The following is a 13962-nucleotide window of genomic DNA, read 5'->3' as shown; positions in this document are numbered from 1 at the left end:
TTAATTATTGGACGCAGGTTTTTACATGTCAAAATACTTAAAATCAGGTGTGTTGGCGCTGGGGGCATTAACTGGAGTGCTAGTATTGGCTACTCCGATTGATGTTTCGACGCCCAAAGAAGCTATTCCGCCTAATATTATAACGACAGCTAATAAGCCGATGATAATGTTAACGGCTTCAAAAGATCATTTGCTGTTTGGTCCCGTGTTTACGGACTTTGAAGACTTGGATGGTGATGGGGTAATTGATACCACATTCAAACCTGATTTTAAATATTATGGATATTTTGATTCGACCAAATGTTACGACTATTCTAAGGCTGCGAATCAATTTAATCCGGCCGCTAAGGCAACGGCAACTACAATCACAGTGGGATCAGTGACCAGTACAAAGTACAGTTGTTCGTCTGCTAATAGGCATTGGAGTGGAAACTTCTTAAACTGGGCGAGTATGACTCGTTTGGATACCGTGCGCAAGATGCTCTACGGTGGTTATCGCTCGACTGATACAAATGGTTCGACTGTTCTGATGGGTAGTCGGCTTGTTCTTGATGCACATTCCTTTGTCAAATATTACAAAGGTGCAGATATTCGAGATTACACGCCATTTACGCAGGCAGATTTGACGAAAACAACGGGAGCCAATGCAAATCAGTATGCTGGTTTGAGTATATGTGTAACGGGTAATTCCGAAAATTATAAAACTTCTCAGCCTGTCATGCGTTTGGTCAAGGGTAATGTGCGGTTTTGGTCGACCGTCGAAGTTCAGTTGTGTCGCTGGCGTGATACTGATAATTATGCTTTGGGTACTTTTGGTCCTAAATTGGCTCGATTTTATAAAGATGCCGATAAAGGCAATGGTGGTGTAAATCACGAAGTGAGCATTCCACGGCAGGATACGGATGGTGCTACTTATTCTGGTATTGGTCCAGATTTGAATTTGAATGTGAAGGTGTGCGATCCTAATTGGTTGGGTGAGGAGCGCTGTCAGGCTTTTCCGCCAGGTTCAACCACTAATTTGAAGCCCTATGGACTTTTGCAGGAGTTTGGATATCCGCAAAATGCAGGCGATGCAGCTCGTGTGGAGTTTGGTCTGATTACTGGTAGTTACGATCAAAAGAATACTGCGGGCGCACTGCGGAAAAATATCCGCGATTTAGAGGATGAGATAAATCGTACAACAGGTGTTTTTTGTCATAGCGCTGGTGCTGGCTGTGCAGCTACTTTGACTGACGGTCGAACAACTGGTATTGGCGCTATCAAGGCTTTCGACTCTATTGTTTTATATGGACGCTCGTCAAAGACTTACGGAGGGGGGAATACTCCCAGTGCCTCTGGTGAAACTAATTTGCCTGCTTGGGGAAATCCAATTGGGGAAATGTTGGTGCAGGCTCTGCAATATTACGCATACAACGGGTCGTCGCCTACACCGACAAATCCATCTTCAAACTCCAATGATTCTAATGCAGGATTGCCGGTTGCCAGTTGGAGTGATCCATTAGCCAACAGTACAGCACGCTCAAAATATGGAAACTCAGTGTGCAGGCCATTAAACATTCTGACATTTTCATCTAGCGCGCTGAGTTTTGATGGTCAGGCCGATGCAGCTTTTAACACATTACCAGGCGTGGCCACTGCAGGTAATTTGGATTCTTTCGTCAATAAGATTGGTGCACTTGAAGGTATTCACGGTACTTCGCGCTCAGTAGGTTCAGTCACAGGTAAGGGTTTGACAGGTGCCGATGACTCTAACTCCTGTTCGGCGAAAACTGTAGGTACTTTGGCTAATGTCAATGGTATTTGCCCAGAAGCGCCTGCTATGGGTGGAACTTATCAAGTGGCGGGAGCTGCGTATTACGGTAACACTAACAAAATACGTACCCTTGCATCTCCTCCCTCCGATTTGGCTACGGTGGAGAATGCGCTGAAGGTCAAAACAATGGCCGCGTCATTGAGCGGCGGCGCTCCTCGTATTGATGTTCCTGTTCCGGGGACCAATCCGCAAAAATATGTTTATATCACTCCAGAAAGTGTTCAAGTTAATGGCAAAGTTAGCGCGCCTTTGACGTTTGCATCCATCAGTTCAGGGCCAACCTATGGTGCATTTATCGTTACTTGGAACGATATTTTGATGGGCGGTGATTATGATATGGATATTACGGGATTTCTTCGGTATGACTTGGTTGCCAATGCTGCATCACCGTCCGGTTGGGATATAAAAATTACGACGGATATTCCAGGTGTGTGTGGCGGTGCCTCGGGTACTCATGGATTCAGTGTGATTGGAGTGCAGAAGTCAGGGACTGGTTTGAGCGGTAATGGGCGGTATCTTACTCATCAGCATATGGGTAATGGTGTTTCTGGTATATTGAGTAATATGCCTGACACGAGTGAGTATTTGTGTGGTGATAATGCTTACCGTAGCAAAAGCGCTTTTGGTAATACATATGCCAACACGGTGTGCAATGTTACTGGGAATGGTAGTACCGGTGATCCAGCAATACCAACTCTTGCAAATTATTGCTCGGTGAAAAATGCAGATTATTTGGTTTCCAATACTTTTAATGTGGTTGGTGAAACAAATGCACTCATTAAGGATCCATTGTGGTATGCTGGGAAATATGGCTATTTTAAGTCAAGTGTTAAAAATAACGATGGTACCTGGGGCACGCTGAATCAACCTTCTTCCCAAAGTGATTGGGATAACGTCAATGCAGATGGTGAGCTGGGATCCGATGGTGTGCCCGATGGCTACTTTCTGGCTCGACGCCCAGAAATTTTAGAATCACAGTTGCGTAAGGCACTGAATGCGGCTGCCAAGGCTTCTAATGCTGCGCCAGCTACTTCGTCCGCTCAATTGGTTGAGAGCGGGTTTAAGTATTTGGTCAAGTTTGACAGTGCGACGGTGCAGGGTACTGTAGAAGCCTACAAGGTTGATTCAGAGGGAGAGTTCGGTACCGCTGCGACCTGGGAGGCAGGAGCGCTGCTCTATGGTAATCATTCCGCAAATGGAGGCACCAATCGAAACATCATCACTAACAGTGGTGGGGCGGGTGTTGCTTTTCGGTGGGCTAGTTTGCCTGCAAGCTACAAAACGCAGATGACTACTGCTAGTACCAATAATCTCTCTGCCACCAATGCTGAAATAGCCTTGAATTACATTCGTGGTGATCAGAGCAAGGAAGGTGCGAATGGTTTGCGTGAGCGAGGCACAAGCTTGTTGGGGCCTGTGGTGAATGGCACACCTTGGATTCAAGGTCCTCCAAGTGCAACGTTTCCTGGCGCTTCGGGCGATGGCTATGCGGCTTTCCGTGCGACGCACAAGGACCGTAGCCGACTGTTATGGGTAGCTGCTAATGATGGGATGCTTCATGCTTTTAATCCCTCTACAGGCGCAGAAGTGTTCTCTTACATTCCCGGAGCGCTGGCGAACCGTCTGGCTGAAATTCCACTGCAACGCAGTACTAGTGCTAAAACAAAACTTGATGGTGCCGATTTTGTTACCAATGCCGAAGTGCGGCCGTCAGGTACCGTGTGGCCGTATGTGGATGGCAGTCCATTCAGTGCAGATGTGAAGGTGGGTACTAGCACAAGCGCGGCATGGCGTACCTACGTATTTGGTACGTTGGGACGTGGTGGCAAGGCTGTTTATGCTTTGGATGCCACTACGGTGAACAGCTTGGCTGAGTCTAGTGCAGCGAGTGTCTTTAAGTGGCAATTCACTTCGGATGATGATGCTGATTTGGGGTATATCGTAGGTGATATTTCCAGGCACGCTACCACAGGACAGGCTTTGCCTGTGGTAAAAATGAATGATGGAAAATTCGCACTCTTGCTGGGAAATGGTCAAAAGTCTACAAACGGAAAGACGGTTCTTTTTATTGTGTATTTGAATGGTCCGACATCTGGTGTTTGGACAGAAAATACAAATTATCGAAAGATTGTCGTGGATACGGGCGCTGGTGGCGGTCTGTCCATGCCACGTTGGGAGGATATTGATGGCAACGGCACTGCTGATATTGCCTATGCAGGCGATATGAAGGGTAATATGTGGAAGTTCAATTTGGCAGATGCTAATCCTGCTAATTGGGCTGTTGCGTATAAATCTGGTACAACGAATAAACCTTTGTATCAGGCTACGTACACAAGCGGAAGCACAGTGACTGCACTGCCAATTACCACTGCACCTCAATTGCTCTATATGGGTAAAGGAGGGTTCCTAGTGACTTTTGCAACTGGCAATGCGTTTGAAACAGGTGATTTTCCTGCAGCTGGGTTGGTGCAACGTGCTTATGGTATTTGGGATCGGGTAGGTATGGGTAGTACTCGGGCTTTGCCAACAGGGCTTACCACTCTTGCTGCTCGTACATATACCCGCAACGCTACGACTGGAGTTGTTACGGTCACTTCTAGTATTCCTTTGGATTGGACTACCCATGACGGTTGGTATATGAATCTCCCTGGTGACTCCGAGGCGGTGCTCTCCGATCCTTCCTATGACTCCGGTGTTCTCACATTTGTAGGTGTTCGGCCTAAAACTGTGACCACTGAATGTACGGCTACGCCAAATACTGCCTTGTTTACCATTGATCCCATCTCTGGTAAGGCCGAAAGAAATACTCAAGGTACGGTTACATCAGGTCCATCACAGATCGTGATTGCAGCTAAAGAAATTAACGATCAGAAGGTGCAAGTGGTTAATGATCGAACTAAGAAGCCATTTTCTACATCATGTAAATCTGGTGAAGCAGGCTGTACTTGTGTCGGGCCAACTTGTACCAAGGCGGCAACCTGTACCGCAGGGCAGCGGGCGAAGCGTGTAACCGGGCAAAATGCCGATGCTGTAATTTGCTCAAGTGCTGCGCCGCGTTTGCAATGGCGTGAAATACCTGGGTTGAGGACAAATCAATGAAGAAAAATCCAATAGATCAAGCCGGTTTCACTTTGATTGAGGTGATGATTGTTGTTGCAATTATTGGCGTTTTGGCATCCATTGCATACCCGTCTTACCGGGAGTTCGTTGCAAAGTCTCGCCGTGCAGAGGCCAAAACCACTTTAATTGGTGCCCAGCAATGGATGGAGCGGTTTTATACAGAGAATTTTCGCTATGATAAAAATAGTGTAAATATCGCTGTGACAGATCAGAGTCAGTTTCCTTCCCGGTTTAGCGTTTCTCCATTGCCTGGGCAGGGGGCGGCGATGTACGACATTACGGTAACGGTCACAGATGGTGTTCGTGACGTATTTTCTGTAAATGCAGTCCGGAAATCTGGTTCTGGCATGGCCAACGATCGTTGTGGTGATGTATCAATTGATCATCTTAATCGTCGTATAGTTAAAAATTATTCAGGTTTTGCGTCAGCAGCTGCAGCGCTTGAGTACTGTTGGCGTTAGATGCTGCCTGAGTGACTAATCATCCCAGCTACGCGTGTGGTAGCTGGGATTTTTGTTTTGGAGCTTTCTATTCGAAGGCATTTGGAGTTTATGTTGTGACAGATTTGGAGTTCTCCGATGAGGCCTATATGCGAAAGGCACTCGACTGTGCTCATGCATCACTTTTTATTACCTCGCCCAATCCAAGGGTCGGTTGTGTTTTGGTGGACGAGCATGGTGAGGTCATCGGTTCGGGGTGGACGCAGATGGCGGGCGGACCGCATGCAGAGATCATGGCGTTGCGCGACGCCGCTTGCAGGGGGCGCTCGGTGCATGGTGCCGTGGCTTATGTAACGCTGGAGCCTTGCTCTCATCATGGTCGCACGGGGCCTTGCTGTGATGCCCTGATTGAGGCGGGTGTGCGTAAGGTTGTGGCGGCAATTGCAGACCCCAATCCTCTCGTGGCTGGCTGCGGTTTTGAGCGTTTGCGTGCCGCAGGTGTCATGGTGGACGTGGGCGTTGGTGCACAAGCTGCGCGTGAGCTCAACATCGGCTTTTTCAGCCGAATGATAAGAAAGCGTCCTTGGGTCCGATTGAAGGTGGCTGTGTCGTTGGATGGGTTTACAGCCTTGCCAAGTGGAGTCAGTCAATGGATTACGTCACCTGCAGCGCGTGCTGACGGCCACGCTTGGCGCGCTCGTTCTTGCGCAGTGCTGACCGGCGTTGGAACTGTTCTGGCTGATGATCCGCGGTTGAGTGTTCGTGAAGTGCAGACGCCGCGCCAGCCTATGTTGGTCGTGGTCGATAGTCAATTGCACATATCGCCGAATGCGGCGCTATTTGATGTGGATAGGACGGTCTTAATATATACAGCCAGTACAGATGGGTGCAAGTTGCAGCAGTTGGAGGGGCTTGGCGCGGCCGTGTACTGGGCTGGCAACTCAGAGGGGCAGGTTGATTTGGGTGCCGTGTTGAATGACTTAGCAATTCGCGGCGTGAATGAGTTACACGTCGAGGCTGGCGCAACGCTCAATGGAGCGCTTTTGCGGTCTGGGTGTGTTGATGAGCTCTTGATGTACGTGGCACCTAAACTTCTGGGGGCTGGGCTCGGTATTGCTCGCATGCGTCCCATTGCCGAGCTTGACAATGCTCCAAGTTTCAGTTTTAAGTCGATCGCGAGCGTTGGTGATGATCTGCGATTGGTAGCTCGGGCTAGTGCGGCTGAAGAGTTTTGAGGGGGTGTACTTCCCATTTTTAATGTCGAGTATGAGGCTTTGGTGCTTGAGAGTGCAGATCTGAATTTGGGATTTCAATACCAGCCCCTGCTAGGAATCCTCTGCGCGAATCGAGCGGAAAGTGGGCGCTTCGGATCGGGATGGGCTGCAAGGCGCAAAACGCAGCGATAGCCGCAGCTATTGCTAGAACGTGTCATCAATCAATCCCCCTGCAGTTGAAAGTTGCAGCCCCAGCGCCAAGTGAACACGATGAGTAAAAGATATGCCCTCAGTGATGGGCCGTGGGATCGCATCAAAGACCTGCTACCGGGACAGGCAGGGCAGCCCGGAGCCACTGCAAAAGACAATCGACTGTTCGTGGACGGCGTGCTGTACCGCTACCGTGCAGGTATTCCTTGGCGGGATCTGCCTGCCCGTTTCGGCGACTTTCGCGTCGTGCACACCCGTCACTCGCGCTGGAGCCATAGCGGCGTATGGCAACGTGTGTTCGAGGCCTTGGCGCAGGATGCGGACAACGAATACGCCATGATTGATGCCACCATCGTGCGCGCCCACCAGCACAGCGCAGGTGCAAAAGGGGGGATCCAGACAAACAGGCCCTCGGACGCAGCAGAGGCGGCCTGAGCACCAAGATCCATGCCGCGGTCGATGCGTTGGGCAACCCGACAGGCTTTCTTCTCACACCAGGGCAGGCCCATGATCTCAAGGGAGCCGATGTTCTGCTAAAGGACACCCCGCGCAGACCGTCATTGCCGACAAAGCCTACGATGCCCAGGCCCGGCTGATCGAACCACTCCTGGACAAGGGCAAGGCAGTGGTCATTCCTTCCCGGGTGACGAACAAACAGCCGCGCGAATATGACCGTGATCTCTACAAGGCTCGGCATCTGATCGAGAACTTCTTCGCACGCTTGAAGCAGTACCGGGCCATTGCTACGCGCTACGACAAAACCGCTCGCAACTTCCTGGGGGCCATCCATCTGGTGGCATCCATGGTGTGGTTGGCCTGAGCGGTAGCAACCCCATCACACCATCGGATTTGATTGATGACACGCCCTAGGGACTGTTGAGAATCAAGCACAACGGCTCGGAGGGCTGTGATGCAATAGGCGCATGAGCATTCGATGGGTACTGACAGACGAGCAATGGGCCAAAATGGAGCATCAATGCCTTGGCAAGCCAAGTGATCCTGGACGCAGCGGCACAGACAACCGCCGCTTCGTTGAGGCAGTGCTGTGGATTGCCCGCACAGGCAGCCCCTGGCGAGACCTGCCGCCAGAGTTCGGCAAGTGGAACACGGTGTTCAAACGCTTTAGAGACTGGGTTAAGGCCGATGTGTTCCAACGTCTGTTCGATGCAGTGAGCGAGCAGCCGGACATGGAATATGCGATGGTGGATGCCACGATTGTGAAAGTGCATCGGCACGGCCAGGGGGCAAAAGGGGGACTTCGGGCCAGGCCATAGGCCACTCGAGGGGCGGCATGACCACGAAGATACTGGCGCTGACGGATGCATTGGGCAATCTGGTGAAGTTCGTCTTGATGCCAGGGCAGCGCCACGACACCAAAGGGGTCAGAGAGCTGATTGCCGATGTGCGCTTTGATGCCTTGCTTGCCGACAAGGCCTTCGATGTGAATTGGCTGATCCAGCAGTTGGACAAGCGCGGCGCACAGGTGGTGATCTCACAGATGCCACGTCGGAGATCACCGCTGGAGATTGACCGGGAGGTCTACAAATGGCGTCACTTGATCGAGAACTTCTTTTGCAAGCTCAAGGAGTTCAAACGTATCGCAATGCGCAGCGACAAGACGGATAGCAGCTTCGCAGCGATGATCTATCTCGCAGCTGGGGTTATCAACTCCCGTTGATTCTCAACACGCCCTAGTCCAGAGTCGGCATCCACGCCAATGTGCGCCTTCATGTAATAGCGCCACTGGTTGCCCATCTTGGTCTGGTGCATCTCAGGGTTTCGCTCACCTTCTTTGTTCTTGGTCGAGCTGGGCGCGGCAATGATGGTGGCATCCACGATGGTGCCGGTCTTGAGCATCATGCCCCGCCTGGCCAGTCCAGCATTGATGGTGGCTAGCACCTGGGGGGGCAGTTGGTGCTTCTCCAGCAGATGATGTAAACGCATGATAGTGGTCTCGTCGGGCATGCGTGCTACTGTGGTGACCTGACTTAAACCAATCGACCTCCTCGAAACTCGGGGCCATTCAGCTTCTCGGCTGTGATCCTTCTGGCTGCAGCGGTTATCAACTCTCGGTGATTCTCAACAGACCCTAGTTTTGTGGGCGAATTGATATATGGTGTCAGCGCTGTGCATACCCTAGGCATGCTCCAGCATTCGGGCGTCCCTTGCATTCTCGGCTGAGGCGCCGATCACGCTGTGCGGTAGTCTCCTCAGACGTGCTGCGCACGGGTTGGTGTTTGACGGTCGTGCCCCTTTTGCTTTGGCTGGTCTTTGCTTTGGTCGTCGCATCAGCTTCTGCAGCTCTTGCAGGAATGCTTCCAAACAGTGCAGATGCAAGGAAAAGCGAAAGCCAGATGTATTTTTTCTCTGCAGACATCTGCTTGGAGTGTCTGCTTTGCATTGAAATTTCCATGGTGTGCAGCTCCTTGGTGCTCTTGGGTTGTGGTCAAAGAGTTGGTCACTCGGTCTGAGTGGGGCGCTCTGTATAATACCGATTGTTCTGCATTGTGCGGGGCGCACGCTCACGGCTTTTCCGGCTGTTTGCGCAAGTCAAAATCAAGCCCATCAAGATGGGCATATCAAAGGAAAAAACATGATTGCATCCTCCATCAAGGCCGAAGTCGTCAAGGCGAACGCCCGTGCTGCCAATGACACTGGTAGCCCAGAAGTGCAAGTGGCCCTGCTGACGGCCCGCATCAACGAACTGACTCCTCACTTCAAGACACACGCCAAGGACCACCATGGTCGCCGTGGCCTGCTGCGCATGGTGAGCCGTCGTCGCAAGCTGCTGGACTATCTGAAGGCCAAGGACGCTGACCGTTACACCGCGCTGATCGCCAAGTTGGGTCTGCGCAAGTAATTTTCATTGCATGCGAAAACGCCTGGGTTAGTCCGCTAGCTCAGGCGTTTTTTACTTCGGAGTCGCAAAACGGAGCGAAGCTGTGTCATTCCAATGAAGTTGCCGCCATGGATTGGTGTGCAGGTTCCCTGGAATGGCATCGTGTTCTGAATTGCCCTCCAAGACAATCTGGTAGAGCGCTACCAGCTATCAAAATAGGAGCTGAACATGAGCATTTTCAACAAAATCACCAAGACCTTCCAATGGGGCGACAAGACCGTCATCATGGAAACTGGCGAAATCGCCCGCCAGGCCTCGGGTGCCGTGCTAGTGAATATTGATGACACCGTGGTGCTGGCCACCGTGGTGGCTTCCAAGGGGGCCAAGCCCGGCCAGGACTTCTTCCCCCTGACGGTGGACTACATCGAGAAAACGTACGCCGCAGGCAAGATCCCCGGCAGCTTCTTTAAGCGCGAAGCCAAGCCCAGCGAGCACGAAACCCTGACCAGCCGCCTGATCGACCGCCCGATCCGCCCGCTGTTTCCAGAAGGCTTCTTCAACGAAGTGCATGTGGTGATCCACACTGTTTCGCTGAATCCTGAGGTGGATGCCGACATCGCAGCCCTGATCGCTACCAGCGCCGCCCTGGCCATCTCGGGCATTCCGTTCAACGGCCCCATCGGTGCCGCACGCGTGGGTTATATCAACGGCGAATACGTGCTCAACCCCGGCCAGACTGCGCGCAAGAACTCGCAGATGGATCTGGTGGTGGCGGGCACCGAAGCCGCAGTGCTGATGGTGGAATCTGAAGCACAGCAACTGTCCGAAGAAATCATGCTCGGCGCCGTGGTGTTTGGCCATGAGCAAGGCAATGTGGCCATCAACGCCATTCACGAACTGGTGCGTGATGCGGGCAAGCCTGTGTGGCAGTGGGAAGCCCCTGCCAAGGACGAAGCCCTGATTGCCAAGGTGGTTGCACTGGCTGACGACAAGCTGCGCGCTGCCTACCAGATCCGCAACAAGCAAGCCCGCACCCAAGCGTGCCGCGAAGCCTATGCCGCCGTGATGGCTGCGTTGAAGGCCGATGGCGTTGAATTCGACGCGGTCAAGGTCGAAGGCATGCTGTTTGATATTGAAGCCGGTATCGTGCGCAGCCAGATTCTGGCGGGCGAACCCCGTATCGATGGCCGTGATACGCGCACCGTGCGCCCCATCGAAATCCGCGGCAGTGTGCTGCCTCGCGCCCATGGCTCGTCGCTGTTCACGCGTGGCGAAACCCAGGCGCTGGTTGTGACTACGCTGGGCACCGAGCGTGATGCACAGCGCATCGATGCGCTGGCTGGCGAGTACGAAGACCGTTTCATGATGCACTACAACATGCCTCCCTTTGCCACTGGCGAAGTGGGTCGCATGGGCTCGACCAAGCGCCGCGAAATCGGCCACGGCCGTCTGGCCAAGCGTGCTCTGGTGGCTGTGCTGCCTACCAAGGAAGAGTTTCCCTACACCATGCGTGTGGTGTCGGAAATCACCGAATCCAATGGCTCTTCGTCGATGGCTTCGGTTTGCGGTGGCTGCCTGTCGCTGATGGATGCTGGCGTGCCCATGAAAGCGCACGTGGCGGGTATCGCCATGGGCTTGATCAAGGATGCCAACCGCTTTGCCGTACTGACCGATATCCTGGGCGATGAAGATCACCTGGGCGACATGGACTTCAAGGTGGCGGGCACCACAGCCGGTATCACCGCACTGCAGATGGACATCAAGATCCAAGGCATCACCAAGGAAATTATGCAAGTTGCCCTGGCCCAGGCCAAGGAAGCGCGCATTCACATCCTGGGCAAGATGCAGGAAGCCATGGGTGAAGCCAAGACCGAAGTGTCGAACTTTGCGCCCAAGCTTTACACGATGAAGATCAACCCCGAGAAGATCCGTGACGTGATCGGCAAGGGTGGCTCGGTGATCCGTGCGCTGACCGAAGAAACTGGCTGCCAGATCAACATCGACGAAGACGGCACCATCACCATTGCCGCCACGGATGCCGCCAAGGCGGACGAGGCCAAGAAGCGCATTGAGCAGATCACGGCCGAAGTTGAGATCGGCAAGATCTACGAAGGCCCAGTGACCAAGATCTTGGACTTCGGTGCGTTGATCAATCTGCTGCCTGGCAAGGACGGTCTGCTGCACATCAGCCAAATCGCCCACGAGCGCGTTGAGCGCGTGGGTGACTACCTGACCGAAGGCCAGATCGTCAAGGTCAAGGTCATGGAGACCGATGAGAAGGGTCGCATCAAGCTGTCGATGAAGGTGTTGGCGGACCGCCCTGCTGGTGGCAGTGACCGCCCTGCGCCCGCTGAGCGCGGTGACCGTGAGCCACGCCGTGACCACGGTCGTGATGGCGGTCGCCAGCCCTCCGAGCAACAACAACAGCAAGAGCAGCAACAGCAGTGATTTATCGGACCTCCGGGTCCGTAAATTGAAGTGGTTTGCTATTGAATTTATAGCTTCTTCCGCTTATTTGATAGGCGTTAGAGGCTTAAATTATCTACAACGTACCGACTTATGACTGAGCGCCTCATGCGTGCTGTAGAGATATCCTCGTTCGGAGCACCTGGTGTGCTACGCCTAGGGGATCGCCCTGTGCCGGTGCCTGGTGTGGGTGAGGTGCTGATACGGGTGAGTGCCAGCGGCATCAATCGTCCTGATGTCTTGCAGCGGGCTGGGCACTACGCGCCACCGCCCGGTGCTTCTGATCTTCCGGGGTTGGAGGTCGCGGGTGTCATTGAGTCTGGCGATGTGCAGGCTTTGGCTTTGGCGGGCTTGCAGCTCGGGGATCGGGTCTGTGCTTTGGTGGCGGGTGGTGGCTATGCCCAGTGGTGCGTAGTGCCTGTGGGGCAGTGCCTGCCTGTGCCTGAGGGGCTTACGGACATCGAAGCGGCATCCTTGCCTGAGACCTTCTTCACTGTGTGGAGCAATGTGTTCGACCGGGGGCGTTTGCAACCGGGCGAGTGGCTTCTGGTGCAGGGCGGCACAAGTGGTATTGGCGTCACGGCCATCCAGTTGGCCAAGGCCTGGGGTGCTCAGGTGATGGCCACAGCAGGCAGTGATGAGAAATGTGCCGCTTGCGTGGCGCTGGGCGCTTCCCATGCGATCAACTACCGCACCCAGGATTTTGTGGAAGAGGTGCGTCGCATCACTGGGCAGCGCGGCGTTGACGTTGTGCTGGACATGGTTGCCGGTGATTACGTGGCCCGCGAGGTGGAGTGCCTGGCGGAAGATGGCCGACTGGTCATCATTGCTGTGCAAGGCGGCACCAAAAGTGCCTTCAATGCAGGGCTGGTGCTGCGCCGCAGGCTGACTGTCACGGGCTCTACCTTGCGGCCCCGATCGGTAGAGTTCAAAGCAGCCATTGCCCAAGCCTTGCGCCAGCATGTGTGGCCTCTGATCGCGTTGGGGCAGGTGCGTCCGGTGATCTATCGCACGTTTGATGCAAGTGAGGCGGCCGATGCCCATGCGCTCATGGAGTCCAATCAGCACACGGGCAAGATTGTTTTGACCTGGTAATCATGAAAAAGAAACTCATTGCAGGCAACTGGAAGATGAATGGCGGCTTGGCGGCCAACGAGGGGCTCGTCCGGGGCCTTCTTGCGGGGCTGGCTTCGGCGCCGTCTTGTTGTGATATTGCGGTGGCCGTGCCCGCTCCCTATCTGGCGCAGGTGCAGGCTTTGACTGCGGGCTCTCCCATTGCCGTGGCCTCGCAGGATGTGTCTGCGCATGCATCGGGTGCGTACACCGGTGAGTCGGCTGCGGGCATGCTCAAGGAGTTCGATGTGCGCTATGCGCTCGTGGGCCATTCCGAGCGCCGTCAATACTATGGTGAATCAGATGCCGTAGTGGCTGAAAAAGCCCGTCAAGCCCTGGCTGTGGGCATTGTCCCGATTGTTTGCGTTGGGGAGACTCTGCAAGAGCGCGAATCGGGTCAGACGGAGGCTGTGGTCAAGCGCCAGTTGGCCGCCGTCATCCATGTCAATGGGCATTGCATCAGTGAAATCGTGGTTGCCTACGAGCCTGTGTGGGCGATTGGTACGGGGCGCACGGCATCTCCTGAGCAGGCGCAGCAAGTGCATGCTGTGCTGCGTGCGCAATTGGCGGCTGCCAGTGCGCATGCAGACCGGGTTCGTCTTCTTTATGGTGGCAGCATGAATGCCGCGAATGCCGCAGAGTTGCTGGCACAGCCAGACATTGATGGCGGGTTGGTGGGGGGCGCCTCGCTCAAGTCGGAAGATTTTTTAAAGATCATCGCTGCGGCCCAATGAGCTGTGCGCTATA

General features: G+C 53.6%; 9 protein-coding genes and 2 pseudogenes. 9 read left to right on the top strand and 2 right to left on the bottom strand.

All coding sequences use genetic code 11. The features are described 5' to 3' along the window. The first annotated feature begins 25 nt into the window (after positions 1-25). The 5 genes and pseudogenes from C8C98_RS02855 (at position 26) to C8C98_RS02835 (ending at position 8475) form a co-directional block, all read left to right on the top strand. The gene (locus C8C98_RS02855) at positions 26-4912 is read left to right on the top strand and encodes a pilus assembly protein (RefSeq protein ID WP_121455982.1); all 4887 of its coding nucleotides are present in this window, start codon (positions 26-28) and stop codon (positions 4910-4912) included. Next, entirely contained in the window at positions 4909-5394 is a 486-nt protein-coding gene (locus C8C98_RS02850; RefSeq protein ID WP_121453047.1) for a type IV pilin protein, read from the top strand. The genes C8C98_RS02855 and C8C98_RS02850 overlap by 4 nt, the downstream gene beginning before the upstream one ends. 104 nt (positions 5395-5498) lie before the next feature. Beyond that, the gene (gene ribD, locus C8C98_RS02845; protein ID WP_255423192.1) at positions 5499-6608 is read left to right on the top strand and encodes a bifunctional diaminohydroxyphosphoribosylaminopyrimidine deaminase/5-amino-6-(5-phosphoribosylamino)uracil reductase RibD; all 1110 of its coding nucleotides are present in this window, start codon (positions 5499-5501) and stop codon (positions 6606-6608) included. Between the two features lie 249 nt (positions 6609-6857). Then, positions 6858-7617, top strand: a pseudogene (locus C8C98_RS02840) (IS5 family transposase). A gap of 103 nt (positions 7618-7720) precedes the next feature. Beyond that, positions 7721-8475, top strand: a protein-coding gene (locus C8C98_RS02835) for an IS5 family transposase (RefSeq protein WP_121453046.1) whose coding sequence is annotated in 2 segments (ribosomal slippage) — positions 7721-8054 and positions 8054-8475 — 756 coding nt in all. Because the reading frame shifts where the segments join, the coding sequence is not laid out codon by codon here. A 14-nt stretch (positions 8476-8489) separates the two neighbouring features. Here the strand turns inward: C8C98_RS02835 and C8C98_RS02830 are convergent. Further along, positions 8490-8765, bottom strand: a pseudogene (locus tag C8C98_RS02830) (transposase); the annotation flags it as partial. A 151-nt stretch (positions 8766-8916) separates the two neighbouring features. Then, complete coding sequence (locus tag C8C98_RS02825) at positions 8917-9210, bottom strand: hypothetical protein (RefSeq protein WP_233574432.1); 294 nt, start codon at positions 9208-9210, stop codon at positions 8917-8919. Positions 9211-9390: 180 nt separating this feature from the next. On the opposite strand from C8C98_RS02825, the gene rpsO reads away from it, so the two are divergent. The 4 genes from rpsO to tpiA all read left to right on the top strand — a co-directional run bounded on the left by rpsO (position 9391) and on the right by tpiA (position 13949). After that, positions 9391-9657, top strand: a complete 267-nt coding sequence (gene rpsO, locus C8C98_RS02820; RefSeq protein ID WP_005793232.1) for a 30S ribosomal protein S15 — start codon at positions 9391-9393, stop codon at positions 9655-9657. A gap of 207 nt (positions 9658-9864) precedes the next feature. Continuing rightward, the gene (pnp, locus tag C8C98_RS02815) at positions 9865-12084 is read left to right on the top strand and encodes a polyribonucleotide nucleotidyltransferase (protein ID WP_099656385.1); all 2220 of its coding nucleotides are present in this window, start codon (positions 9865-9867) and stop codon (positions 12082-12084) included. Between the two features lie 126 nt (positions 12085-12210). Beyond that, on the top strand, positions 12211-13197 hold the full coding sequence (locus tag C8C98_RS02810; protein WP_121455979.1) for an NAD(P)H-quinone oxidoreductase: 987 nt from the start codon (positions 12211-12213) through the stop codon (positions 13195-13197). Positions 13198-13199: 2 nt separating this feature from the next. Further along, positions 13200-13949 carry a triose-phosphate isomerase gene (gene tpiA, locus C8C98_RS02805; protein ID WP_121453045.1) on the top strand — a complete coding sequence of 250 codons (750 nt, stop codon included), beginning with the start codon at positions 13200-13202 and terminating at the stop codon, positions 13947-13949. The last annotated feature ends 13 nt before the right edge of the window (positions 13950-13962 follow it).

The sequence above is a fragment of the Acidovorax sp. 106 genome (genome assembly GCF_003663825.1).
Lineage (GTDB): Bacteria > Pseudomonadota > Gammaproteobacteria > Burkholderiales > Burkholderiaceae_C > Acidovorax.
This window is presented reverse-complemented; position numbering and strand designations above follow the sequence as displayed.

Bases quoted from the DNA above. Each gene is read 5' to 3' on its own strand.
- C8C98_RS02855 (WP_121455982.1), top strand. From the start codon at position 26: ATGTCAAAATACTTAAAATCAGGTGTGTTGGCGCTGGGGGCATTAACT.
- C8C98_RS02850 (WP_121453047.1), top strand. From the start codon at position 4,909: ATGAAGAAAAATCCAATAGATCAAGCCGGTTTCACTTTGATTGAGGTG.
- C8C98_RS02825 (WP_233574432.1), bottom strand. From the start codon at position 9,210: ATGGAAATTTCAATGCAAAGCAGACACTCCAAGCAGATGTCTGCAGAG.
- rpsO (WP_005793232.1), top strand. From the start codon at position 9,391: ATGATTGCATCCTCCATCAAGGCCGAAGTCGTCAAGGCGAACGCCCGT.
- pnp (WP_099656385.1), top strand. From the start codon at position 9,865: ATGAGCATTTTCAACAAAATCACCAAGACCTTCCAATGGGGCGACAAG.
- C8C98_RS02810 (WP_121455979.1), top strand. From the start codon at position 12,211: ATGCGTGCTGTAGAGATATCCTCGTTCGGAGCACCTGGTGTGCTACGC.
- tpiA (WP_121453045.1), top strand. From the start codon at position 13,200: ATGAAAAAGAAACTCATTGCAGGCAACTGGAAGATGAATGGCGGCTTG.